This window comes from Acidovorax sp. CF316, assembly GCF_000276605.1.
GTDB lineage: Bacteria > Pseudomonadota > Gammaproteobacteria > Burkholderiales > Burkholderiaceae_C > Acidovorax.
Map to the genome: position 1 here is coordinate 1 of NZ_AKJX01000133.1, position 23615 is coordinate 23615.

General features: G+C 69.5%; 18 protein-coding genes and 2 pseudogenes. 13 read left to right on the plus strand and 7 right to left on the minus strand.

The features are described 5' to 3' along the window. The coding region (locus PMI14_RS16415; RefSeq protein WP_007856238.1) for an HD-GYP domain-containing protein at positions 1–942 on the minus strand (942 nt) is incomplete at its 3' end. A 200-nt stretch (positions 943–1142) separates the two neighbouring features. After that, positions 1143–1769 (minus strand): TetR/AcrR family transcriptional regulator, encoded by a 627-nt coding sequence (locus PMI14_RS16420; RefSeq protein ID WP_007856240.1) that lies wholly within the window; start codon positions 1767–1769, stop codon positions 1143–1145. Between the two features lie 88 nt (positions 1770–1857). Here PMI14_RS16420 and PMI14_RS16425 point away from each other — a divergent pair, with 88 nt between their 5' ends. The 6 genes and pseudogenes from PMI14_RS16425 to PMI14_RS16450 all read left to right on the plus strand — a co-directional run bounded on the left by PMI14_RS16425 (position 1858) and on the right by PMI14_RS16450 (position 7360). Continuing rightward, on the plus strand, positions 1858–2919 hold the full coding sequence (locus PMI14_RS16425) for a saccharopine dehydrogenase NADP-binding domain-containing protein (RefSeq protein ID WP_238541854.1): 1062 nt from the start codon (positions 1858–1860) through the stop codon (positions 2917–2919). Positions 2920–3035: 116 nt separating this feature from the next. After that, entirely contained in the window at positions 3036–3905 is an 870-nt protein-coding gene (locus tag PMI14_RS16430) for an ATP-binding cassette domain-containing protein (protein WP_007856245.1), read from the plus strand. 26 nt (positions 3906–3931) lie between these two features. Then, a complete protein-coding gene (locus PMI14_RS16435; protein ID WP_035204178.1) occupies positions 3932–4774 on the plus strand; it encodes an ABC transporter permease in 843 nt (280 codons plus the stop codon). Between the two features lies 1 nt (position 4775). Then, a pseudogene (locus PMI14_RS16440) lies at positions 4776–5580 on the plus strand (ABC transporter permease). A 102-nt stretch (positions 5581–5682) separates the two neighbouring features. Beyond that, on the plus strand, positions 5683–6882 hold the full coding sequence (locus PMI14_RS16445; protein ID WP_007856252.1) for a hypothetical protein: 1200 nt from the start codon (positions 5683–5685) through the stop codon (positions 6880–6882). A gap of 82 nt (positions 6883–6964) precedes the next feature. Next, on the plus strand, positions 6965–7360 hold the full coding sequence (locus PMI14_RS16450) for a GFA family protein (RefSeq protein WP_007856253.1): 396 nt from the start codon (positions 6965–6967) through the stop codon (positions 7358–7360). 18 nt (positions 7361–7378) lie between these two features. On the opposite strand, the gene PMI14_RS16455 is transcribed toward PMI14_RS16450, so the two are convergent. Beyond that, positions 7379–8026 (minus strand): LysE family translocator, encoded by a 648-nt coding sequence (locus PMI14_RS16455; RefSeq protein ID WP_007856254.1) that lies wholly within the window; start codon positions 8024–8026, stop codon positions 7379–7381. A gap of 138 nt (positions 8027–8164) precedes the next feature. Here PMI14_RS16455 and PMI14_RS16460 point away from each other — a divergent pair, with 138 nt between their 5' ends. The 4 genes and pseudogenes from PMI14_RS16460 to PMI14_RS16475 form a co-directional block, all read left to right on the plus strand. Further along, positions 8165–8746: a GNAT family N-acetyltransferase gene (locus PMI14_RS16460; RefSeq protein ID WP_007856255.1), complete on the plus strand. Its 582-nt coding sequence runs from the start codon at positions 8165–8167 to the stop codon at positions 8744–8746. A gap of 150 nt (positions 8747–8896) precedes the next feature. Further along, positions 8897–9706, plus strand: coding sequence for a hypothetical protein (locus tag PMI14_RS16465; RefSeq protein WP_007856256.1), 810 nt, complete (start codon positions 8897–8899; stop codon positions 9704–9706). Positions 9707–9739: 33 nt separating this feature from the next. Then, positions 9740–9931 (plus strand): hypothetical protein, encoded by a 192-nt coding sequence (locus PMI14_RS16470; RefSeq protein ID WP_007856257.1) that lies wholly within the window; start codon positions 9740–9742, stop codon positions 9929–9931. A gap of 268 nt (positions 9932–10199) precedes the next feature. Then, positions 10200–10958: pseudogene (locus tag PMI14_RS16475) on the plus strand (diguanylate cyclase domain-containing protein); the annotation flags it as partial. A gap of 17 nt (positions 10959–10975) precedes the next feature. Here PMI14_RS16475 and PMI14_RS16480 read toward each other — a convergent pair. Further along, the gene (locus PMI14_RS16480) at positions 10976–11614 is read right to left on the minus strand and encodes an SMI1/KNR4 family protein (protein ID WP_007856264.1); all 639 of its coding nucleotides are present in this window, start codon (positions 11612–11614) and stop codon (positions 10976–10978) included. A 42-nt stretch (positions 11615–11656) separates the two neighbouring features. Next, positions 11657–12697: a P1 family peptidase gene (locus PMI14_RS16485; RefSeq protein ID WP_007856265.1), complete on the minus strand. Its 1041-nt coding sequence runs from the start codon at positions 12695–12697 to the stop codon at positions 11657–11659. Positions 12698–12874: 177 nt separating this feature from the next. Between PMI14_RS16485 and PMI14_RS16490 the strand changes: the two genes are divergently transcribed. The 3 genes from PMI14_RS16490 (at position 12875) to PMI14_RS16500 (ending at position 20983) form a co-directional block, all read left to right on the plus strand. Continuing rightward, positions 12875–15535 carry a Regulator of chromosome condensation (RCC1) repeat containing protein gene (locus tag PMI14_RS16490; protein WP_007856267.1) on the plus strand — a complete coding sequence of 887 codons (2661 nt, stop codon included), beginning with the start codon at positions 12875–12877 and terminating at the stop codon, positions 15533–15535. 58 nt (positions 15536–15593) lie between these two features. Beyond that, the gene (locus PMI14_RS16495; protein WP_007856269.1) at positions 15594–18128 is read left to right on the plus strand and encodes a Regulator of chromosome condensation (RCC1) repeat containing protein; all 2535 of its coding nucleotides are present in this window, start codon (positions 15594–15596) and stop codon (positions 18126–18128) included. Positions 18129–18304: 176 nt separating this feature from the next. Continuing rightward, on the plus strand, positions 18305–20983 hold the full coding sequence (locus PMI14_RS16500) for a Regulator of chromosome condensation (RCC1) repeat containing protein (RefSeq protein WP_007856271.1): 2679 nt from the start codon (positions 18305–18307) through the stop codon (positions 20981–20983). 61 nt (positions 20984–21044) lie between these two features. On the opposite strand, the gene PMI14_RS16505 is transcribed toward PMI14_RS16500, so the two are convergent. Then, positions 21045–21959 carry a hypothetical protein gene (locus PMI14_RS16505; protein ID WP_007856272.1) on the minus strand — a complete coding sequence of 305 codons (915 nt, stop codon included), beginning with the start codon at positions 21957–21959 and terminating at the stop codon, positions 21045–21047. Between the two features lie 515 nt (positions 21960–22474). Next, positions 22475–23557, minus strand: a complete 1083-nt coding sequence (locus tag PMI14_RS16510) for a hypothetical protein (protein WP_007856274.1) — start codon at positions 23555–23557, stop codon at positions 22475–22477. Between the last annotated feature and the right edge of the window lie 58 nt (positions 23558–23615).

Below are 23615 nucleotides of genomic sequence, written 5' to 3' on the forward strand. Positions count from 1 at the left end.
GCGCTTGTAGGGGCGGTCGGAGGTGATGGCATCGTAGACGTCGCAGATGGCCGTCATGCGCGCGATCAGGCTGATCTCGTCGCCCTTGAGCTTGTCGGGGTAGCCCGAGCCGTCCATCTTCTCGTGGTGGTGGCGGCAGGCATCGAGCACCGCATCTTCCACGCTGCCGCCTTCCTGCAGCATGAGGTAGCCCCGCACGGGGTGGCTCTGCACCACGGCAAACTCCTCATCCGTGAGCTTGCCCGGCTTGTTGAGCACGGTCAGCGGTATGGCAGCCTTGCCCAGGTCGTGCAGCAGCCCGGCCATGCCGGCCACGCGCCTGTGCTCCTCGTTGAGGTTGATCTGCCTGGCCAGTGCCACCATCAACGCGCAAACCGCCACCGAGTGCATGTAGGTGTAGTCGTCCGCTGTCTTCAGGCGGGCCAGGCTGATCAGGGCGCCCGGGTTGCGGGTGACCGAATCCGAAATTTCTTCGACCAGGCTGCGGGCGCTCTCCGCGTTGACCGCCTTGCCCATGCGCGCCTCGCTGAACATGGAGACCATGGCCTGCTTGGCCTCGCCGCAGATCGAGGCGGCTGCCTGCAGTTCGCTGTGCATGCTGGCGGCAGCCCGGCCACGCGCGCGCCGTGGAGCAGGGGGAGGCGAGGGCGGAGAGGGGGGATCCACCTGCAGGGGCGGCAGCTTGTCAAGCATGCCGAAATCGGTCTCCACCTGGAAGTCGGCCTCCTCGCGCGAGACGGAGCGCACACCGGCCGCCACGTCCAGGCCCTTGGACGTGTCGATCCAGACCTCCTTGATGGACGCGGCCTTGATGCGCGCAAGGTCCTTGGGCTCTTTCAAGACGAACTTTGCCCGCCAGAATGGGTGGTCCATCCAGGAGCCGCAGAAATCATGCACATACATGCCCAAGGTAAGGTGCTGGATGCTGATGCGCTTGAGCATGGGTGTGTCCTGTGGCGGCCAAGTGCCTGGGAGCGGCAACCGGGGCCGAGGCTGTCGCCAGTCCATTCTTGTCCATCGGCGGGCTGGCAACAAGCGGGCGATTGCCACTGTGGCAAAACTCCCATGCAGCGACCCCAGGCAGCCGGTGCGCTGGCCCTGCCGCGCTCCATGCGGCGTGCCCGATATGGTGCAATGGGGACTCAGCCTGCCGCTTCGACCAGCGCGCGCCCTGCAGCCCGCAGCACCTTGCCCGCACTATCGCCCAGCAGCAGCGAGCCGCTGCTGAACGCGCCATCGACCAGCAGCGAGAGCTGCGAGGCCGTCACCTCGGGCTTCCTGAGTCCTATGCGCCTGCACAGTGCAGCCAGGCGTTTGCGCTGCTCCAGCCGGTGTGCGGCCGATATGGCGCGGGCCGGGTGGGCCGGGTCGGCAAACTCCGCCGCCACGTTGAGCTGCGGGCAGCCGCGGTAGCCGGGGCGGGCCACACGCTCGCCCACCCAGGCGAGCAGGGCGTCGAGCTCGGCCGCCGCATCCGGGGCATGCGTATTGGCGGCCTCGTCCCATTGCTGCCAGAACTCCCTGTCCTCGCGTTCCAGGAAGGCGGCGACCAGGTCGTCCTTGGTGCGGTAGTAGCGGTACAGGCTGGTCTTGGCGATCTGTGCGCGCTCGATGATCAGGTCGATCCCCACGGCGCGCACGCCCTCGGCATAGAACAGCTGGCAGGCCGTGTCGAGGATGCGCTGCTGCACGTCGCCCGCCGGCGCTGGCGGTGCCGCGGCGGCTGGCGTACTGGCTGCGGTGGTCTTGCGGGCGGCGGTAGGGCTCATGCCGGCATTGTCCCATATTCCGCGTTGACACGATACAGACCTGTATGTAGCATCGCGCCACCTTCAACAAAACGTACAGGTCTGTATCGTGGCTGCAAACACCTCCCTCCCTTTCTCTTCTTCTTCACACGCGTCTGCCCGCCCTGTGCTGGTCTACGGCGCCGCCGGGCACACCGGGCGCTTCGTGGTGCAGGCGCTGCGCGAACAAGGCCATGCCGCGCTGCTGGCCGGGCGCGATCTGGGCAAGCTGCAGGCCGCCTTCCCCGATGCGCCGGCGGACCAGCTGCGCGTGCAGGGGCTCGATGGCGATGGGGCCGCCCTTGCACGCCTGCTTGCCGAGAGTGCGCTGGTCGTGAACTGTGCCGGCCCGTTTACCGACAGCGCGCCCCAACTGCTGCAGGCCGCACTGCAGGCTGGCGTGCACTATGTGGACGTGTCGGCCGAGCAGCCCACGGCGCGCGAGGTCTTCGGGCAGTGGGGCGAGCGCTTCAGCGCCTCCGGTCTGTGCGCTGCACCGGCCGTGGCCTTCTACGGCGCCGTGGGCGACCTGCTGGCCACCAGCGTCCTCGGTGACTGGCCCGATGCCGATGCCGTCGAGCTGCACATCGCCCTGGACAGCTGGCACCCCACCGAGGGCACGCGCAAGACCGGCGTGCGCAATGCGGGCCGGCACGTGGTGTATGCCCATGGCCAGTTCCAGGCGCCGCCCGCCGTGGCCCCGCGCAAGACCTGGGCCTTTGCCGCGCCGTTCGGCGAGCAGGCCGTGGTGGGCTTCTCCAGCGCCGATGCCGTCACCATCGCCCACCACATCCGCGTGCCCGACGTGCCCGCCTGGATGAACGAGACCCCTCTCACCGAGCTGCGCGCCGCCGATACGCCTGCACCCGTGGCGGTGGACGCATCGGGCCGCTCGGCCCAGCGCTTCCTGGTGGAGGTGGTGGTGCGCCGCGGCGGCGAAGCGCGCCGCGCCAGCGCCAGCGGGCAGGACATCTACGCCATCACCGGCCCCCTGGCCGCGCAGGCGGTGGGGCGCATCCTGGCGGCGCGTGGGGGGCTGACCGGGGCCTTGTCGGCGGGGCAACTGGGCGATGCGCGCAGCTTTCTGCAGGGGCTGGCGCCAAAGTACCTGCAGCTCGATTTCGGCGGGTGATGGGCGGGTGATGGACGGGAGCTGCGCAAACGGGCGGTGCCGGCCCGCCGATGGAGGGGCCCGCGCCGGCATCTCGTAGAATCCGCCCCCCTTCCACCGCGCAGCCCCCACCCGCCATGCCGCAGATCCTCGTCGACCAGTTGCGCAAGACCTACCGCATCCACGAGCGCGACCCGGGCGTGCGCGGGGCCTTGCGCGCGCTGGTGCGGCCGCGCCACCGCACGGTGGAAGCACTGGCGGGCGTGTCCTTCTCGCTGGAGCGCGGCGAGTTGCTGGGCTTCATCGGGCCCAATGGGGCGGGCAAGTCCACCACCATCAAGATCCTGGCGGGCATCCTGCGGCCCGATGGCGGGCGGGTGGAGGTCAATGGCCGCGACCCGTTTGCCGACCGCGAGCGCCACGTGGCGCACATCGGCGTGGTGTTCGGCCAGCGCACCCAGCTGTGGTGGGACCTGCCGGTGGGCGACGGTTTCCGTCTGCTGGGCGATATCTACCGGGTGGACCCGGTGCGCCTGGCGCGCACGCGCGACGAGCTGGTGGCGCTGCTGCACCTGGAGCGCCTGCTCGACCAGCCCGTGCGCCAGCTCTCACTGGGCCAGCGCATGCGCGCCGAGATCGCGGCAGCGCTGCTGCACGAGCCGGACATCCTGTTCCTGGACGAGCCCACCATCGGGCTCGATGCACCCTCCAAACTGGCCGTGCGCGATTTCGTGCTGCGCGCCAACCGCGAGCGCGGCACCACGGTGCTGCTCACCACGCACGACATGCACGACATCGAGGCGCTGGCCCAGCGCGTGATCGTGATCGGCCACGGGCGCGTGCTGGCCGACGGGCCGGTGGACGCGCTGCGCGCCCAGGTCATGGCCGCGCGCCGTGTGGCCGAGGGCCTGGCCCAGGACATCGACGCCGATGCGGATGCCGAGGACATGGCCATCGAGGCCGTCATCGCGCGCTTTTACGCGATGCACAGCGCCACCGAAGCGTGATCCGCATGCAGAAGATGTATGCCGCCATGCCCCTGCACGAACGGCTGCGTCCGTATAGGGCTGCGTTCGCTTCGCGCTTTCTGCAGATGCTGCAGTACCGCACGGCGGCGTACGCGGGCTTTGCCACGGAGTGCTGGTGGGGCGGCATCAAGGTGATGGTGCTGGCCGCCTTCTATGCCGGCAGTGCCGGGGGCGCGGCCGGGGCACCCATGTCGCTGGCCCAGGCCATCACCTACACCTGGCTGGCCCAGGGGCTGCTGGCGCTGCTGCCCTGGCTGGGCGACCCCGAGGTGGCGCAGGCCGTGCGCAGCGGCTCCATCGCCTACGACCGCATGCGGCCGGTGGATGCGTACACGCTGTGGTTCGTGCGCTCGGCCGGGTGGATCGCCGCGCGCGTGCTGCCGCGCCTGGCGCTGATGCTGGCCTTTGCCGGCGTGGCGCTGCCCCTGCTGGGGCTGGGCGCCTGGGCCTGGCAACCGCCGGCCGGCGTGGCGGCCAGCCTGGCGTTTGCCGCGTCGGCACTGCTCGCGCTGCTGCTGTCCACCGCGCTGGTCATGCTGCTCAACATCGCCGCCGTGGCAGCGCTCAACGAACGCGGTATCAACGCGCTGGCAGGCCCGGTGGTCATCGTGTTCTCGGGCAACCTGCTGCCGCTGGTGCTGCTGCCCGATGCCTGGCAGACGGCGCTGCTGCTGCAGCCGCTGGCGGGGGTGATGGACATCCCGGCGCGCATCTACTTCGGGCAGTTCGCGGGTATGCAGGCGCTGGGCGGCCTGGCGCTGCAGGGCGCCTGGATCGTGCTGCTGGTGGTGCTGGGCCGCGCTGCCATGGGGCGCACCATGCGCCGCCTCGAAGTCCAGGGAGGCTGACATGGGATCGCTGGCACTGTTCGCCCGCCTTGTGCGCTCCTCGCTGGCCGGGCAGGCGCGCTACCCGGCCTCGGCGCTGATGCTCACGCTGGGCCAGTTCCTGGCCACGGGCATCGAGGTGGTCGGGGTGTGGGCGCTGTTCCACCGCTTCGGCGAGGTGCAGGGCTGGGGCATTGGCGAGGTGGCGCTGTTCTATGGGTTGGTGAACTGCATGTTCGCCGTGGCCGATGCGCTGGGGCGCGGCTTCGACGTACTGGGCACGGAGTTTTTGCGCACCGGCAGCTTCGACCGCCTGCTGCTGCGCCCCCGGGCCCCTGGCGCTGCAGCTGATGGGGCACGACTTCCGCATCAGCCGCCTGGGCCGGCTGGCGCAGGGCTTGCTGGTGCTGGGCTTTGCCACGGTGCAGGCCGGCATCGCCTGGACTCCCGCCACGGTGGCCATTGCGCTGTGGGCGCTGGCGGGCGGCGTGGCACTGTTCCTGGGCATTCTGGTGCTGCAGGGCACGCTGTCGTTCTGGACGGTGGAGAGCCTGGAGATCGCCAACGTGCTCACCTATGGCGGCGTGCAGGCGGCGCAGTACCCGCTGGCGCTGTATGCGCAGTGGTTCCGCCGCGTGCTGACCTTTGCCGTGCCCCTGGCCTGCGTGGCCTACTACCCGGTGCTGGCCATCCTGGGCAAGGCCGACCCGCTGGGCGCACCCGCGTGGGTGGGGCTGGTGTCGCCGCTGGCGGGCTTCGTGTTTCTGGCGGCGGCCTTCGGCGCCTGGCGCGTGGGCGTGAGGCACTATGCCTCCACCGGCAGCTGAGCGAAGCAGCAGTGTCCCTGCGGCTTGCCGTGGAAACGGGCTTGGTTGGGTGGGCAGGTCCATGCGATCATGCCAGGCGATGACCACAACAGGAGTTGCAGAGTGAGCGAGATCGCCAAGGTGGAACCCCAGGCCGTGCCGCAGGCCGCTTCGGGCCTGGACGGTGTCGAGCGCGTCGTGGCCGAGCCGCTGCGCTTCAAGGCCAAGCTGGCCATCGGCGAGAACGCGTACGCCTCGCTGCGCATGGTGAACCGGGGCCGCGAGCTCTGGGACGTGCTGGGCGCAGCCGGCGCCGGGGCGGCCGTCGCCAAGTCCAGCCTGGTGGCATCGGCGTTCTTTGCGCCTTCGGGGCTGATGGGGGCGCTGGGCGTGGGCGCGGCGGCCACGCCGGTGGGCTGGGTGGCGCTGGCGGCGCTGGCCTCGGGCGGCGCCTGCTATGGTATGTACCGCTGGCTCGGCCATTCCAAGGGCAGCCGGGTCATCGAGATTCCGCGCTGTCTCAACACGCCGCTGGACACCCTGGGTCTGGCGCTGTTCGACCTGATCGCGCCGCTGTCGCTGCGGCTGGCTGCGGCGGCCGATGGCGTGGTGCCGCCGCCGCGGCACGCCTTCCTGGCCGCACACCTGGTGGACGAGTGGGGGCTGGATGATCGTTTCGTCACGCAGGCCATGGCCGCGATCGAGCCCGGCCTGGCCCATGCCCCGCCCCAAGAGCTGGCGCGTGAACTGGCTGCCTTTCTGCATGCCAACCCGGACTGCAACCACCAGGTCATTGCGGCCGAGATGGGGACCTTCCTGGAGCAGATGCTGCAGGCCGGCGGGGCGGCGCTGGCCGAGCCCGAGCAGCAATTGCTGGCCCAGGTGCAGCAGACCCTGCAGTCCCCGCCGCCCGGCGAAGTGGCCAAGGTCTGGACCCGGGCCCGAGAGCATGCGGGCCACTATGGCGGCCAGGTGGCCGGTGCGGCCGGCAAGGCGGCGACATGGACCAAGGAACAGCTGCCAACCGTGCAGCAGATGGAGGAACTCAGAATGCGTGGTACCGAACTGCCCGGTCAGATTGCGGGCGCCGTGGGCAAGGCCGCCAGCTGGACCAAGGACCAGATGCCCACCGCCCAGCAGGTGGACGAATTGAAGAAGCGCGGCGGCGAGCTGACGGGCCAGGCGGCCGAGACCTTGCGCAGCGCCACCCGTGCAGCGCAGGACGCGCTGCCCACCGCCGAGCAAGTCCAGCAGGGCGCGCAGCGCACGGGCGCCTTGGCGCGCCAGGGGCTGGACAGGCTCCGGGCGAAACTCGGGCGCTGAGCCGGGGCAGGGCGGGGTCGACGGCCTCTTGTTATCAGTACTGTATTTAAATACAGTATAGATTTCCAACGAAAGGCCAACCATGCTCCAAGGTAGCTGCTGCTGCGGGTCCGTCCGGTTCACGCTGTCCCGCCCGCCCACCATGATGGGCACCTGCCATTGCACGCGCTGCCGCAAGCTCGGCGCCAGCACCTTCGTGTTCGTCGAGCGCGAGGCGTTCACGCTGGTCTCGGGGGCCGATTGCATCACCACCTACGAGCCGCCGGCACCCTACCAGTACAAGCGCTGCTTCTGCACGCGTTGCGGCACCTCGCTGGGCGAGGTCACGTCGGCCGGCAATGCCTTCCCTGTCGCTGCCAATTGCTTCGACAGCGAATTGGAGCTGGCCAACCAGTTCCATGAATTCGTCAAGGAGAAGCCGCACTGGGTGGGCATCTGTGACGAGGCCCGGCAGTTCGCGGAGCACCCCCACCAGTAGCTGCTGGCCGGGCCCTAGCTACCGCTCCTGCGCGGCCAGCCGCAACCCCAGCCCGATCAGGATCACGCCCGAGATGCGCGACTGCCAGGCCATGAAGCGCCGGTTGCCCACCAGCCGCTCGCGCATGCGGTAGAGCACGGAGACCAGGGCCAGTTCGTACAGCGTGTCCATCACCGCCATGGTGGCACCCAGGATGAGCATCTGCACCACCACCGACCCACGTGCCGGGTCCACGAACTGGGGCAGAAAGGCCAGGAAGAACAGCGCCACCTTGGGGTTGAGCGTGCCGGCCACAATGGCCTGGGCCAGCGGGGCCTTGCTGGCGGCGGGGGCCGCAGCGGACTTGTCGGCAGGCTGTGCAGCTGTGGTGGCCTGGGCGCGCGAGCGCAGCGCCTGGATGCCCAGGTAGATCAGGTAGGCCGCGCCGACGTACTTCACCACCGCAAAGGCCAGCGCCGAGGTGGCCAGCAGAGCCGACAGCCCCAGCGCCGCGGCCGCCGCGTGGACCAGCGTGCCCACGTTCAGGCCCACTGCCGTGAGCGCACCTGCGCGGCGCCCGCCGGTCAGGGTGTTGGCCAGCACCAGGGCCTGGGCCGGGCCGGGCACCAGGATCAGCGCCGCGCTGGCGGCAACAAAGGTGGCGTAGGTGAGCGGGTCGAAGAGCATGGCGGTGCCTGGGTTGTTCTGTGGAGCGGATACCTTGGCCTGAAAAGCGTGGGAAGAGCGACGGTCTCGCTTCGGATATTCTGTCGTGTCTACCTTGTTAATGCAAGTGTGTTGCGTTTGAACTATTGAAGGATAACCATGGTGGTGGATGAAGAGCGCGTCTCTGGGGCCCGCACCGATGGGTTGCGCTTGGCCGAATGCCCGCCAGGCCAGGCGCCCGCATGGACCGCGCACGACCGCAGTTTTGTGGTGGAGGGCGAGCTGGTGCCGCACCTTGTGGATGGCCGGTTGGGCTATGGCATCACCAGCGTCGCGCCGTATGTGAAAACCTATGCGGACGAGGAGGGCGGTGCCGCAGGGCCGGACGACGGTGAGGCTGCCTGCCACTCCGTGGTCGCCTACCTGGGCGGGCAGCCGGCTGGCGAGATCGTCCTGGCACGGCACTGGAACGGGTACGCCTGTGTCCATGACCTGGTGGTCGGCCAGGCCTTTCGGCGCCGGGGCGTGGCCCGGGCCCTGGTGGAGCATGCGATCGCCTGGTCGCGTGCCCAGCAGTTGGCGGGCGTCACGCTGGAAACGCAGAACAACAACGTGGCGGCCTGCCGCTGGTACGCGGCCTGCGGGTTCAGGCTGGAGGGTTTCGATTACGGCCTGTACCAGGCGCTGGCGCCCGGCACGCGGGAGGTGGCCCTGTTCTGGTACTGGCGCGCGCCCCACTGAGGGTGCCGCCTTGGCGTTTCTGCGCCACGGGGCGTGGTCCTGTCATGCGGGGCCGCTATAGTGCCAGGGCATGCCATGCCCGGACTGGGGCATGGCTTGGGCTGCCCGCAGCCACACCACCACAAGCCGCCAGAAAAGACCGCCCCACCGATGCCCGGATCCCACCTCGACGCCCCGCTGTTCATCAAGGACATCTACGAAACCCAGGTCGATACCGCCAAGACCTCGTTCTTCTTCAACGATGGCGGCATGCCGGTCTACCTGAGCGAGGCGCCTGCGGATGTCACGCCGCTCGTGCCGGCCGCCACAGACCCGGCCCTGGCCGTGGGCAACGAGTACCTGGTGGCCGACGTATTGGGTGTGGCATCCAATCCGCCCTATGGGGTGGAGACGCAGCTGGGCTTTGCGGCCGAGGAGGTGGTGTTTGCACCCCTGTGGGCCACGCGCAGCATCGCGGCGGCCTTTGGCATCACCCTGGTGGAGCCCGGGCAGGCCGTGCGGATCGAAAGCCCGGTCACCGAACTGCAGCAGGTGGAGTACGAATACGGTGTGTTCGCCGGCCACTGGTCGCCCTACCAGGGCACGGGCGACGCCTTGCTCAGCGTGGTCTGCACCGACCTGGAGCACCATGATTTTCCGCATGTGTTCGCCTCCACCGACCCCACCCAGCCGCTGGTGATCTCGGTGGGCCGCTACTGGCCGGCGCTGGGCAAGATACGCTTGGCCGACCTGTGGGTGCCGCGCGGCAGTGCGCTGTATGTACCGCCCAAGCCAGCCAGCAGCGACCCGGCTGCCGTGGTCGACCTGCACAACAACCGCAACTCGGCGCGTGCCTGCTGGGGCGACATCCGCCAGAACAGCATCACCACGCACACGCTGCTGCAGACCGAGGGCGGCTTCTTCTACTGGTACTGGAATGGGATCGCGACCGTGCACAGCCGCCCGGTCGCGGTAAGCTGAGCCCGGGCCAGGAAGCGACAGCGAGCAATGACCATGGACATGTCCCACGTGAAGGGACTCGGTGGCGACGACAGCGACAGCGTGGTCTACAAGACCCTGCTCGAATCGACCCGCGCCATCCCCTGGAAGATCGATTGGGCGACGATGAAGTTCGCCTACATCGGCCCGCAGATCGAGCCGCTCCTGGGCTGGCGCCAGGACAGCTGGTTCACGGTGGACGACTAGGGCCTGTTCACACTAATTTCGGGGATCGCGTTGGCCGGCCTGGGGGCTGGATGCAAGGCGCCCGCGCGCAGCAAGGTGTGCACCTTGCAAGCGCGGGCAACGCCGCAGACGGCCCCCAGGCCGGACAACCCGAAGGGAAGACCCTTGCCTGCGCGCCACTCGTCGTTGCGCTCCTTGCGTGTGCAAGGGCACACGCTGCGTCGCGCGCCTAGAATGGCACGCTGGCAAGGGCCTTCGCGACCCCGAAATTAGTGTGAACAGCCCCTAGGCCACGCGCATGCACCCCGAGGACCGCGACTACGTGGTCAACTTCTGCGTGGCCCAATCCCAGGCCGGCGTGGACCACGAGGCCGACTACCGCGCCCTCACCAAGGACAACGGCTATGTGTGGATACGCGACGTGGTCCACGTGGTGCGCAAGCCCGATGGCCAGGTGGAGGCACTGATCGGCTTCATGTTCGACATCACCGAGCGCAAGAAGACCGAGGAAAAGCTGCTCGCCCTGCAAAAGGAACTCGAAGCCCTGTCGTTCAAGGACGGCCTGACCAACATCGCCAACCGGCGCCGCTTCAACTCCGCCATCGAGCTGGAGTGGGATCGCGCGCGCAAGGCCGGCACGCCGCTGTCCGTGCTCATGCTCGACATCGACTTCTTCAAGCAGTACAACGACCTGTACGGTCACATCCAGGGCGATGAGTGCCTGATCAACATCGCCCAGACACTGAGCCTGGCGCTGGAGAACCCGCGCGACCTGGTGGCGCGCTTTGGCGGCGAGGAGTTCATCATCCTGTTGCCTGGTGCCGATGCCGCCACCGCCCTCAAGGTGGCCGAGCGCTGCCAGCGCCTGATCCAGAAGCAGGCCATTGCCCATGCCCAGTCACCGCACGATCAGCGCGTGACGCTGAGCATCGGCGTGGGTACCTCCACGCCGGGTGGCTACGCCAAGCCTGCGGACTTCATCGATGCCGTGGACCAGCGGCTGTATGCGGCCAAGAAGAACGGGCGCAACCGCATTGAAGTGGTGTGACGGGCTGACTGGCCGTTCTATGCCCGGCCTCCGAAGGTGTCGGCATCGCGCAGGCCGGCCAGAAACGCGGTGAAATCCGGCGCGAGCGCGATGACCTCAGGTTCGTCGCCATAGGTGTCGACCCATACCACGCCGGGCTCGCCTTCGGGGCCGCAGGCGCGGTAGTCGAACATGACGACGGTGTGCCCCGCGGTCGGCGTTTCCGCGAACACGAAACCCCAGGAGGGATAGCCCCAGTCCGCATGGATGGCGTGCTCGGTGGCGATGTCGATCCCATGCTTGCCACCGATGCCGCGAATGCCGGTGATCGCAATGTGGTCAGTGGCCCAGGACGTGGGGCGGTCCACCGCAAAACAGGGGCGCCGCACGCTGCCTCCGTTCCTGGTCATCAGCAGCAGTTCGGCATAGGCCGCCGGAAACCGAAAGCCCAGCGCCTGCTGCGCCGCGTGCAGTGCGCTGCGCGCCAGCGGCGGGCCGGTGAACCAGTCCGTGCCATCGAAGAGGTCTGGGGCGCTTGCCGCTGCGCTCTGTCGGGCCAGCAGATCGATGGCATCTGCCACGTGGCCCGCCGCGGCATCCAGTGCGGCCCGGCAGGCAGCCACAGGTGCTCCGGACGCCAAGCGAACGCGCTGCAGATCGTGAAGCGTGGACGTCATGGTCGGGCCCGCCAGGTATTCATGCAGCAGCGTGCGGGCGCCTCATGCCAGATCCTGTGCCGATGGCAGGTACAGCCCCTCCGCCGTCGTGACCGAGCGCGCTGCGCGCACGGCCCGCGCCGTGGCGATCGCCGTCGCCTCGGCCGCCATGGTCGAGAGCACCATCATCCCCGGGTTCTTGCCCGCCACGCCTGTGCCCAGGGTGAACAGCGTGTCGCCATCGGACATGGTGTGCACCGGGTTAATGCTGCGCGCCAGGCCGTCGTGCGCGGCCACGGCCAGGCGGTGGGCCTGGGCCTTGGTGATGGTGGCATCGGTCGCGATGACGCCGATGGTGGTGTTGGTGCCGGCCAGCAGCGGCCTGGGCGGCTCCCCGCGCAGCAGGGCGCGGCGCGTGTCGCGCAGCTGGCGGCCATCGTCGGTGCGGGCGCCGGCGATCACCTGGGCGGTGTCGGGGTCGATCACATCGCCCAGGGCGTTGCAGGCGATCAGCGCGCCCACGGTGACGCCATCCACGGTGACCGATGCCGTGCCGATGCCGCCCTTCATCGCGTTCTGGATGCCGAAGATCTTGCCCACGGCCGCGCCCGTGCCCGCGCCCACATTGCCCTCGGCCGGGTCGGCGCGCGAAGCGGCCTCGCACGCGGCGTAGCCGGCCGCTGCATCGGGGCGGATGCGCATGTCGCCCACCAGCAGGTCGAACAGCACGGCGCTGGGCACCAGGGGCAGGCGGCCCACCACCACGTCGAAGCCGAAGCCGCGCTCCTCCAGCCAGCGCACCGCGCCGCTGGCCGCGTCCAGCCCCCACGAGCTGCCGCCCGCCAGCATGATGCCGTGCACCTTTTCCACCAGGTTCGACGGGTCCAGCAGGTCCGTCTCGCGCGTGCCGGGCGCGGCGCCGCGCACGTCCACGCCGCCCACCGCACCTTCGCGCGCCATGACCATGGTGCAGCCCGTGGGCCGGCGCGGGTCGGTGAAGTGGCCGACCTCGATGCCGGGCACGCGGGTGATGCTGCCGGCGTCGTGCGATGCGCTGTGGGGGACAGGGGAGGGGGAGGTGGTCGTTGTCGTTGTGGTCGTCATGGCCTGTGATTATGGGCTGTGGCATGCGGGAGGCACCGCTGCGGCAAGGGATCGACCTGTTTCCGGCCGCGTTGTAACGGTGTGTTTTATGGGCTTTTGAACGTGACGGGTATCACCTGTGCCCCGGGGCCGCCGCACCACAATGGGCCGATAACACAAGAGAGAGGAAGGATCACCATGGCGACACCACCCTGGCGTCGGGCTTTGGCCTGTCTGTTGCCCGCGTTGCTGGCGGGCTGGGCCTCATCCACCAGCGCCGTGCACGCGCAGAGCATCGCCACCGGCGCGCGCCACGGCCTGGCACTCCAGGCCGACGGCAGCGTGCTGGCCTGGGGCGACAACCGGCTGGCGCAACGCGGGGCCGGCACAACCCTGTATGTGCCCACCGCGCGCGAGATCGCCTTGCCCGCCAAGGCCGTGGCCGTGCAGGCCAGTTCCACCAGCGCCCTGGTGCTGGACGACCAGGGCAACGTCTGGAGCTGGGGCACCAACCGCCGCGGCGAGCTGGGCGACGGCACGCGCACGGACCGGCCCACGCCGCGCATCGTGTTCCGCAATGCGGCCAGGATCACCATCAACGGCGGGACCTCCTCCCCCAGCTTCGTGATCGACAAGGACGGGCAGCCCTGGTGGTGGGGGCCGATGTACGCAGGGGGCGAGGTGCTGGTGCCCACCCGGGCCGCGCAGGTGCCGGCGCGCTTGGTCTCGGTGGGGCAGTACGGGCCCACCACCGCAGGGCTGGATGACAAGGGCGTGATCTGGGCCTGGGGGGAGTACGTGCCGTGCGCCGCCTCGACAGGGCCCAGCGGGCCGGTGGCCATGGCGGGCTTGCCGCCCATCGAGCGCTTTTACATCCAGCTGAGCGCCGTATGGCCGGAAGGAGTGCGGACACTCTTTTCGCGCGCGGAGGCGGTGGACACCAGCGGCCGTGCGTGGAAGTGGGGCGGAGAAGCCGGCTTCGGGCCTGGACCGGGGCCCACCTTCGGCATCGGAATGCCTTGGTACCTCAACACCCTGTGTCCCCCTGTCCGGAGCCCGCAGGACGATCCCAGGGAGCCCTACGCGCCGAAGGCCCATTCCGAACTGGTGCGCGCGGGCACGGTCATCGAGCGTTTCATCACCTCGGATTCCGCGCAGGCGCAAGCGTCCAATGCCTACACCACGCTGGGCATCACGGCGGATGGCGAGCTGTGGCAGTGGCGTGACGAGTACAACGCCCCGCCGGGCATGACGCTGCGCCGCGAGGCCTCCAACGTGGCGGACGCCAGCCGCTATTCGACCCGGGAGCGCGAAGGCGCGCTGGGCCTGATCTACGTCACCCGGGACGGAAAGGTCTACGCCAAGGGCACCAACTACAACCTGCACCTGGGCATTGCCCGTGCGGAGGCAGACGGGGCGGAAGCGGTCTCCAGCCCGCAGAATGTCCAACTTCCTTCCGCAGCAGTGAGCGTGCATGCCAATGGAACCGGCAGCTATGCCCTGCTCAAGGACGGGACCCTGCTCGCCTGGGGCGCCGGTGCCGGGCAACTGGACCGGTTCAGCGACATCGGCTGGTATGCCGTTCCCGAGCGGCCATCGCAGGTGGCGCTGCCCTTTGCCATCGCCAGGATCGCGGTGGCGCAAGGCCGGTGGCTGGCGTTGGACACCGATGGCGGCGTCTGGAGTTCGGATGAATGGGGCTCCGGCCCGCAAGCCTCCGGTGTGCTGCGACCGACCATGGTCAGCCGCGCCAATGGCCTGCCCGCTGCACGGGCCATATCTTTGGGCGGGACCGCCAACGGCGGGAGCCTGGCCAGCATCCTGGGCGTGGATGGATCGGTCTGGACCATGGGCTCTTCGGCCGGCGTGTTCCCGCCGCCGCCTGCGCCTCGGCCTGGCCTGGACGAATATTTCTCCCAGATGCGCGTGCCCAGAAAGGTTCTGGGCTTACCGCTCTCCATTGTGCAGGTGGCCTCGGTGGGCCGGTCGTCGTATGCGCTCGATGCCTCGGGAGGCGTCTGGTTCTGGGGGCAGCATGCCTACGGCCTTGGCGGGCGCTCGGCAGCGCAACTGGGCATTGACCTGGTCGTGAACGAGCCCTACCTGCTGCCGCTGCCGCACAAGGCGGTGTCCATCCACACCAACGCCAATGACGAGGGGTTCTGCGCAGTCCTGGCCGATGGCTCGGCCCAGTGCTACGGCCGGATGTTCAACGAGCATGCGGGAAGGGCCTTTCGCCTGCATGCCCCCATCGAGGAACTGTCGATCGGCGTGGCGGAAAGGGGCCAGGGGCTCATTGCCGACGAGCGGGAGGGGACCGTGCATTTCCGCCTGGCGGACGGCACCGTCTGGGCCTGGGGTCGGGGGCGCTACGGGCAATTGGGCAACGGCACCTTTGCCAATGCCGCAGAGCCCACGCCCGTGAACAACGATGCGGGCACCGGCGACCTGGACCTGGCCCCCGCCACGCCCAATGTGCCCACGGCCAGCCGCCCGCCGTTCCGTGTGAAGACCCGCCTGGCGGGCAACCTGCGCACGCTCTCGTTCGACGCGGATGTGTTCGGCAGCGTGGGCCTGGGTGCCGGCAACCTCTACGCCTTCGCCACCGCAGACCTGCGCACCTGGATGCAGCTCGATGGGCAGGGCCAGTGGGGCCCGTTGCGCGCAACGGTGCCCGCCGCAGCCAGCAACGTGCCGCTGGGCAGCGAAGCCCAGTCGACTCCCCTGGCCATCCTGCCGCAGTTCTCAGGCACGGGCCTGGCCGGCGTGCGGGTGTTCGTGGGCCAGGGGCGTGATGCGCAGGAAATGCTGTCCGCCCGGCGCTTTCGCGAGGTGCTGGAGCTGGCGCCCGAAGACTGAACGCAGCGCACGCACGCATACGCCACAACCGCTACCCGCCCTTTGCCAGGACCACCGCATGCAACTCCGTATCCTGCCATCCATCGCCGGCCTGCTGTTGGCCCTGGCTGCCAGCGCCGCACCGGCCCAGACCATCGCCACCGGCGCACGCCACAGCCTGGCCCTCACGGCCGACGGCAGCGTGCTGGCCTGGGGGGACAACCGCCAGGGGCAGCTGGGGCAGGGGCGTAACGCGTACAGCGATGCGGACCGGGTGATCCCGCTGCCCGCCAAGGCAGTGTCCCTCAAGACCAGCGCTACCCATGCCCTGGTGCTGGATGAAGAGGGCAATGTCTGGAGCTGGGGCACCAATCGCAAGGGGCAACTGGGCGATGGCTCGCTGACCGACCGCGCCACGCCGCAGGTCATTTTCCGCAATGCAGCGCAGATCACCTACAACGGCGGTGATCTGTACCCGTCGACCCTGATCGACCGCAACGGTCAGCCCTGGTGGTGGGGGCCATTGCCGTCCGGTGCGGTGCAGGCGCAGCCCGTGCAGTCTGCCGCCATTCCCGCGCGGCTCACCGCGCTGATGCAGGAGGGCGCCACCTCGGCCGGGCTGGATGACCAGGGCGTGGTGTGGGCCTGGGGCGAGGGCGTGCCCTGCACCGGCTCGCCAGCGCTGAGCGGGCCGGTGGCGATGCGTGGCGTGCCGCCGATCCGCCGCTTCAGTCTCACGGACCAGACCTACGGCAACATGTACGGCCGCAACCCTCCCCATTCCCTGGTCTACGCGCAGGACCGCGATGGCCGGTACTGGGCATGGGGTTCGGAGTTCATCACGGGCGGCTTCGAAGGACTTTGGCCGGTGTGGAAGGATTTCTGCCCCCCGGCCCAGTCCGCCGACGCGCAGCGCGTGATGGATGCCGCCTACACCGGGCCCGACGAACTGCGCAACCTGGGCGTCGTGCTCAGCTATGTGGACCAGGCACGGTCCAAGACCATCGATGTGAGCAAGCAGGCGTTCTACTACGGATGGACGCAAGGCGGGGACCTTTGGCTGTGGACCTACCGGGACAGCAGCCATGCCACCTACACCGTGGCGCAGGTGGCCTCCGGCGTGGTCGAGGCGGGCGCCTATTCTTCCGGGCCCGATGCCTACTTGCCCGGGCTGATGTACATCACCCGCGATGGCCGGCTCCATGTGCGCGGCACCAATGCCCGGCTGCACCACGGCGTGGCCGATGGCGATCTGGACTCGTCCTCCAGCCCGCACAAGGTGGCGCTGCCCGGCCCGGCGGCCAGCGTCCACACGCAATCCAACGGCAGCTACGCGCTGCTCAAGGACGGCAGGGTGTTCCGCTGGGGCTCGGGGGACCCGCGCTACGGCAGCCAGGACAGGGTTCGGTGGCCCGCGATGCTGCCGCTGCCCTCGCTGGTGGATGCGCCCGTTGCCTTCGTGAAGCTGGCCGCGGACAACGAGTTGTGGATGGGGCTGGATGCCAGCGGCAACGTCTGGAGCACGACCCCGGTGGAGCAGGGCGCCACGGCGCAGGACCTGCGCCCGGCCATGGTCCCGCGCTCCACGGGGCTGCCCGCCGTGCGGGATATCGCCGCGCGGGGCGGCCTGCTGGTGGGCGTGGATGGAACGGTGTGGACGCGGGGCATATGGACCAGCGCCTCGGCCGGTGCACCCAAGGCATTCGTTCCCACCCAGGTCAGCGGCCTGCCATCGACCATCGCCCAGGTAGCGGTCACCCGGGTCGGAGGTTTCTTTGCGCTCGATGCCTCGGGCTCCGTCTGGTACTGGGGCTCTCACGGCTTCGGGCTGGGAGGGCGCGACACCGCCCAGGAGCATTTGCTCAGTCCCGCGGTGAAGGCGCCCTTCGTGCTGCCCCTGCCGGACAAGGCGGTCTCCATCCATACCAGTGACTACAACTTCTGCGCCGTGCTGGACGATGGTGCCGCCTTCTGTCGCGGCCGGATGTTCAACGGGCACCTGGGCCAGCTGTTCCGCCTGCATGCGCCCGTGCGCGAAGTGTCCATCAGCGTCGATGGCGAGCGCGAAGGCACGGTGCACTTGAGGTTGGTCGACGGCACGGTCTGGGCCTGGGGCAAGGGGCTGGGCGGGCAACTGGGCTCGGGCACCTACACCAATGCTGCCGAGCCCGTGCCGGTGGTCGATGAGGCCGGCACGGCCGACCTGGATCTGGCCCCTGCGACGCCCAATGTGGCAACGCCAAAGCGCCCGCCGTTCCGTGTGAAGACGCGGCTCGAGGGCAACCTGCGCAGCCTGTCGTTCGGCGGGGATGTGTTCGGCAGCGCGGGTACGCCAGCGGGCAGCAATGTCTACCTGCTCGCCGGGGGCAGTACCTGGCTGCAGCGCGATGCGCAGGGCCGGTGGGGCCCGCTGGGCTGGCCGGTGCCGGCCGTGGCCAGCGGTGTGCAGTTGGCCAGCGAAACCCAGTCGGTGCCGCTCGACCACATCCTGCAGCAGTTCCCGGGCTCGGGTCTGGCGGGCCTGCGCGTCTATGTCGGCTACGGCCGCGATGTGGACGAGATGCTGGCCGCGCGGCGCTTTCGCGAGGTGCTCGAGCTGGCACCCGAGGACTGACACACGGTGCATGCCCCATCCCGGTAGGGTGGGGCGCTGCCGGGCTTGGCGGCCTAGGATGATTTCTTTCCGCGCATGCCGCCACGTTGCCGTCACACACCGTGGCGGCACCGTGGCGCGTGGCACTCGTCGCTGGCGCGCCTTGCGACAGACCAAGAGAGGAAGGGAAGATCACCATGACGACACCACCACCACCATGGCGTCGGGCTGCGGGCTGCCTATTGTTGCCTGCACTGCTGGCGGGCCTGGGCCTGTCGGGTGCCGCTGGGGCCCAGACCATCGCCACCGGCGCGCGCCATGGCCTGGCACTGCAGGCCGATGGCAGCGTTCTGGCCTGGGGCGACAACCGCCTGGCCCAGCTGGGGCAGGGCAAGACGGTCTATGCCAGCACGGCGCGCGAGATTGCGCTGCCGGCCAAGGCCACGGCGGTGCGCACCAGCAGGACCACCGCCCTGGTGCTGGACCAAGAGGGCCATGTGTGGAGCTGGGGCACCAATGCCCGGGGTCAGTTGGGCGACGGTACGCGGGCCGACCGGGCCACCCCGCAGGTGGTCTTTCGCGGTGCGGTGTACATCGCCAACGGGGGCGACGCCGCTCCCTCCTTTTTGATCGACAAGGACGGCCAGCCCTGGTGGTGGGGGCCGCTGCCGTCCGGTAGGGATGCCGCCGTGCCCGAGCGCGCAGCGCAGCTGCCCGCGCGGCTGGTGCGCATCGAGCACCAGTTGCGCGCCACCGTGGCGCTGGACGAGCAGGGCGTGGTCTGGTCCTGGGGCGAAGGCGCGGCCTGCTCGGGCAGTGGCACTGCGGCCTCGGCGCCGACGGCCATGCGCGGCGTGCCGCCCATTGTGGATTTCATCTTCGAGGCCCAGGGGCCGATCACCAACCTGGGCCCCGACTGGCCCGCCCTGGGCCCGGTCTCGCGCGTGACCGCCAAGGATGCCGGTGGCCGTCTGTGGGTGTGGGGCACCGATCCCCACCGCATTCCGGACGGGCTGCCGTCCCAGGGGCTCACCCATTGCCCGGCCGAGCGCTGGGCACTGGCCTACGATCCCTTCGTGGGCCGCGACAGCATCCACCCGGACATGGAGAAGGCCGGTGTGAAGCTGCAAAAGGTGGTGCATGGCGGCGGTGGCTCCCTGGGGTGGACGGCCGAGGGCGATCTCTGGCGCTGGCAGTATGTCCCCACGGGTGAGATTTCGGGTGGCCCACGCATGGCGGTGGAGCGTGTCGCCACCGGCGTGGTCGATGCCAGCGGCCACAACACGGCGTCGCGGGGCGTGCTGCCGGTGCTGATGTACATCACGCGCGACGGCAAGGTCCATGCCATGGGGTCCAACACCAGCCTGCACTTGGCGGTGGCCGCCGATGCAGCCGGTGGGGCCGAATCGATCGCCAGCCCGCGCAAGGTTTCGCTGCCTTCCGCTGGGGTGAGTGTGCACGCGAGCGAGGCGGGCAGCCACGCGCTGCTGGCGGATGGCAGGATCTTCCGCTGGGGCCTGGGCGCTGTGCAGTACGACTGGCAGGCCAGCTACCTGGGAAGCAGCTTTGTGCAGACGCCCACGCACATCCCGCTCGGGGCGCCGGTCACCCAGCTTGCGGCAGCGCAGGGCCAGTGGCTGGCGGTGGACGCCGATGGCAAGGTCTGGAGTTCCGGCGGCTGGGGGATCGATCCCGTCCCCCACAGCCGCCCGGCCGTGGTTGGGGGCTCCACGGGCCTGCCGCTAGCGCGCAGCGTGTCCGTGGGGGGCAACGGACATGGCGCCATCCTCGGTGTGGACGGATCGGTATGGACCATTGGCGGCAGCCGCGAAATCTTCCCTCCCTTCCAGGGCTCCGATGTCCATGGGTCCCTGGTCGCGTCCTCGGTACCTCGCAAGGTGGAGGGGCTGCCCAGCTCCATCACTCAGGTGGCGACGGCCGATGGCAGCTATGGTGCAGCGTACGCGCTGGACGCGTCCGGCACCGTATGGTTCTGGGGGGCGCAGCACCTGTACGGGATTTCCGGGCAGGACAGTGCGGGCCTCAACCGGGGGCAGTGGCTCGTGCGGACCCCGATTGTGCTGCCGCTGCCGCACAAGGCGGTTTCCATCCACGCCGGGGATTTCAATGTCTGTGCCGTGCTGCAGGATGGGTCTGCGCAGTGCTACGGCAAGCTGTTCAACGAGCACCGGGGACGGCGCCTGCAGTTGCATGCACCCATCCGAGAAATATCCATGGGGGTGGACGAGGACCGCGCCGACACCGTGGCGACAGCCCGGCGGGGCGGCACGGTCCACCTGCGCCTGGCGGACGGAACGGTATGGGCCCTGGGCCAGGGCCGCCAGGGGCAACTGGGGTCCGGTGCCTACGCCAGTGCGGCAGAGCCCATCCCCGTGGCCAATGAAGCCGGCACCGGTGACCTGGACCTGGACCCCGCTGCACAGAATGGGGTGGCTGCCAACCGCCCCCCGTTCCGGGTGAAGACGCTGCTGGCGGGCAACCTGCGCAGCCTGTCGTTCACGGGCGATGTGTTCGGCAGCTCCGGCACGCCGCCAGGCGCCAACGTGTATGCACTGGCCTCCGCCGGGCCCCTGGGCCAGGGTGTCTGGGTGCAGCTCGATGCGCAGGGCACCTGGAGCCCGCTGCGCTGGCCGGTGCCTGCGGTGGCCAGCAACGTTCAGCTGGGCAGCGAGGCCCAGGCCGTGCCGCTGAATCTGCGGCCGCAGCAACTGCAACAAGGCTCCGATCTCACGGGCCTGCGGCTGTACATCGGCTACGGTCGCGATGTCGACGAGATGCTGGCCGCACGGCGCTTTCGCGAGGTGCTGGAGCTGGGGCCCGACGCGACCGGCATGGTCCTGACGTCGGACTTTTGAAGGGCTGCTGCGCGTTGAGAACCCTCGGCCATGCAAGCGGGCAGGCGCCCGTGCTCATCGCTCAGAACAGCGTGTAGTAGCTGTCGTAGCTGCGCAGCCAGAGGTTGGGTTGCCGCGATTCTTGGTCGAAATGGAGCTGCAGCAGGTTGGCGCGCGGCAGGGCGCTGTCCACCACCAGTTCCTTGTCGTTGGTGGCCTCTTTCACCTCGCTGAAGGCCAGCCGCTGCAGCACATGGGTGAAGGCGGCCTCGGCATTGCGCGGGCGGTAGTCCTCGTCGAGCAGCAGCGAGGGCTTGCGCAGGTATTCCTGGTGCAGCCAGTACCACACGCCCTCGCTGGTCGTGCCTGGCTGAGCGCCGGGGTTGCCCTGGTCGCCCCAGGTGTGGGTGGGCTCGCCCGCGGTCACCCCGGCAGGGTCCCAGGCCAGCGCGCCAAGGCCGTCGCCCACATGCACGAACACCGCCAGGCTGCGGTCGTAGCGTGCGCGGACGGGGGCGGGCAGAATCGTGTCGAGCCCGTCCTTGCCGCCGGACGAGTAGTCCCATTGGCGCAGCAGCATGTCGGTCACCGTGGTCATGGAAGACGGGTGGACAAAGGATGAGTCGCCCACCTCGACGCGCCAATCGGCCAGCAGCCTGACCATGGCGGGCAGCGGGGCGCCCAGGCGCTTTTCCAGGTCCTGCAATGCAGCGGCGGCAGGCTTCTTGCCGGTGGGGGGCTTGGCCCGTTCGACCGTGACCGTGCCTTCCTCCAGGCGCTTGGACAGGCCGCGCACACGTTCGATCCAGGGCTTGCCCTGGTCGTAGAGCGGGGCCGATACGCGGGACATGTCGCGCACCGTCCAGGTCCCGTTGAAGGGCGTGGCCTTGCCTGCCAGGGTCACCGTGCCGCGCAGCTGCACGCGCTGCAGGCCCTGGGGCAGGGCCCACACCAGCGCTGGCCGCCGGTGCAGGCCGGGCTGCGTGGCCCAGTCCACTGAAACCGAGAAATCGGCTGTGCGTGAGGGTCTGGCAGGGCCGCAATCTAGACGGCGGGCGCAGCCGGGTTGCACACCCGGCGAGCACGGCAACGACGAGTGCGGCCCTGCCAGACCCTCACCCTTTGGGCCGGGGTGGCAGCGGGCGCTTCGCAGCGTTGCGGGCCTTGCCAAGGCGGCCAGCCTTGGCCGCAGCCCGCGCCTTGCGCTGCACCCCACTGCCACCCCGGCGCACAGCCGATTTCTCGGTTTCAGCGGACTAGTTGTTGAGCTGGGCCACCACCTTGCCATTGGCCAGCACATCGGCCACGACGGAGTCGCCCACCTCCAGCCAGGGGGGATGCCGGCCCGGGGGCCTTGTACGGAACCTTGGGGCTGTGCCTGCAGCAGGCTGCAGGGCAGCGTCCCCAGGGTGGCCAGAATGGTCCGCCGTGTCGTGGTCATGGAATCTCCCTCTCTCTATCTGTCAATGTATGAGTGAGGCGGGATTGTAGAGAGGCGATGCCGGGCGCGGATCAATACTGGGTGTGGTGTCCGTAGTGGCCGTTGTAGCTGTTCAAAAGCAGCTGCGGGGCACGCGCCCCGTTGAAGTGCAACAGCAGCAGGTTGCCCAGCGGGGTGGCGCTGTCCAGCACCAGTTCATCGTCGGTCATGGGCTGGTACTGGTCCGCCAGCGCATGGCGCTCGAACACGCTGGCCAGGGCCAGGTCGGCGCTGAGGGGGCGGCCGTCCTTGTCCAGCAGCAGCGAGGGCTTGACGGCCATCTCCTGGTGCATCCAGTACCACAGGCCATCGCCGCCCATGGCGGGGCTGGGGCCGCTGCCCAGCCGGGCGTGGTCCTCGGGCGTGAGGCCTTGGGGGTCCCAGGCCAGGGCGCCCATGCCGTCGCCGACCGTGACGAACACCGCCAGGCTGCGGGCATAGCGCTCGTGCACGCCGGGCGAGAGAAAGTTGCCCGGGGCATCCTTGCCGCTGCGTGGGTAGCCGAAATCGCCGTGCATCAGGTCGAGCAGGGTGGTCATGGAGGCCGGGCGCACAAAGTGCGAACGGCCCAGGCGGATGTCGCAGGCCGACAGCAACTGCGCCACTGCCGGCGGCAGCGGGGTGCCCAGGCGCTTTTCCTGGGCCACCAGGGCGGCACCAACCACCGGCCTGGCGGGGGCTACGGTGAGTGGAGCGTCTTCGCCCTCGTGGACCGGGATCGCCTGCACCAGCGCGCGCACGCGTTCGGGCCAGGGCCGGCCCTGGTCGTACAGCGGTGTCGACATGCTGGCCAGGTCGCGCACCGCCCAGGTCCGCGTGAAGTGGCTGGCCTTGCCCGCCACGGTCACCGTGCCGCGCAGCTGCAGGCGCTTCACGCCCGCAGGCAAAGCCACGGTGGCAGCCGGCAGCCGGGGCTTGCCGGCCTTGGTGGAGCGGTGGTCCAGCTGCCCCACGACCTGGCCATCGGCCAGCAGTTCGGCCGCCACGCTGTCCCCGGCTTCCAGCCAGGGGTGCAGGCCGACCCGCATGCCGGCCGCCGCAGGTGTTTGCGCCAGCAGCGCCACGGGCAAGGCGCCCAGCGTGGCCAGCGTGTTGCGCCGGGTGGTCCCTGTCATCGAATCCCTCTTATGTTTTGCAGATGGGGCGCGATTGTAGGCAGGCGGCGGCGGGCGC

What these genes read in the sequence shown, in the direction of transcription:
- PMI14_RS16480 (WP_007856264.1), bottom strand. Translation starts at nt 11,614, where the DNA reads ATGACGTCCACGCTTCACGATCTGCAGCGCGTTCGCTTGGCGTCCGGA.
- PMI14_RS16485 (WP_007856265.1), bottom strand. Translation starts at nt 12,697, where the DNA reads ATGACGACCACAACGACAACGACCACCTCCCCCTCCCCTGTCCCCCAC.
- PMI14_RS16495 (WP_007856269.1), top strand. Translation starts at nt 15,594, where the DNA reads ATGCAACTCCGTATCCTGCCATCCATCGCCGGCCTGCTGTTGGCCCTG.
- PMI14_RS16455 (WP_007856254.1), bottom strand. Translation starts at nt 8,026, where the DNA reads ATGCTCTTCGACCCGCTCACCTACGCCACCTTTGTTGCCGCCAGCGCG.
- PMI14_RS16500 (WP_007856271.1), top strand. Translation starts at nt 18,305, where the DNA reads ATGACGACACCACCACCACCATGGCGTCGGGCTGCGGGCTGCCTATTG.
- PMI14_RS16470 (WP_007856257.1), top strand. Translation starts at nt 9,740, where the DNA reads ATGGACATGTCCCACGTGAAGGGACTCGGTGGCGACGACAGCGACAGC.
- PMI14_RS16435 (WP_035204178.1), top strand. Translation starts at nt 3,932, where the DNA reads ATGCCCCTGCACGAACGGCTGCGTCCGTATAGGGCTGCGTTCGCTTCG.
- PMI14_RS16490 (WP_007856267.1), top strand. Translation starts at nt 12,875, where the DNA reads ATGGCGACACCACCCTGGCGTCGGGCTTTGGCCTGTCTGTTGCCCGCG.
- PMI14_RS16465 (WP_007856256.1), top strand. Translation starts at nt 8,897, where the DNA reads ATGCCCGGATCCCACCTCGACGCCCCGCTGTTCATCAAGGACATCTAC.
- PMI14_RS16450 (WP_007856253.1), top strand. Translation starts at nt 6,965, where the DNA reads ATGCTCCAAGGTAGCTGCTGCTGCGGGTCCGTCCGGTTCACGCTGTCC.
- PMI14_RS16430 (WP_007856245.1), top strand. Translation starts at nt 3,036, where the DNA reads ATGCCGCAGATCCTCGTCGACCAGTTGCGCAAGACCTACCGCATCCAC.
- PMI14_RS16420 (WP_007856240.1), bottom strand. Translation starts at nt 1,769, where the DNA reads ATGAGCCCTACCGCCGCCCGCAAGACCACCGCAGCCAGTACGCCAGCC.
- PMI14_RS16510 (WP_007856274.1), bottom strand. Translation starts at nt 23,557, where the DNA reads ATGACAGGGACCACCCGGCGCAACACGCTGGCCACGCTGGGCGCCTTG.
- PMI14_RS16460 (WP_007856255.1), top strand. Translation starts at nt 8,165, where the DNA reads ATGGTGGTGGATGAAGAGCGCGTCTCTGGGGCCCGCACCGATGGGTTG.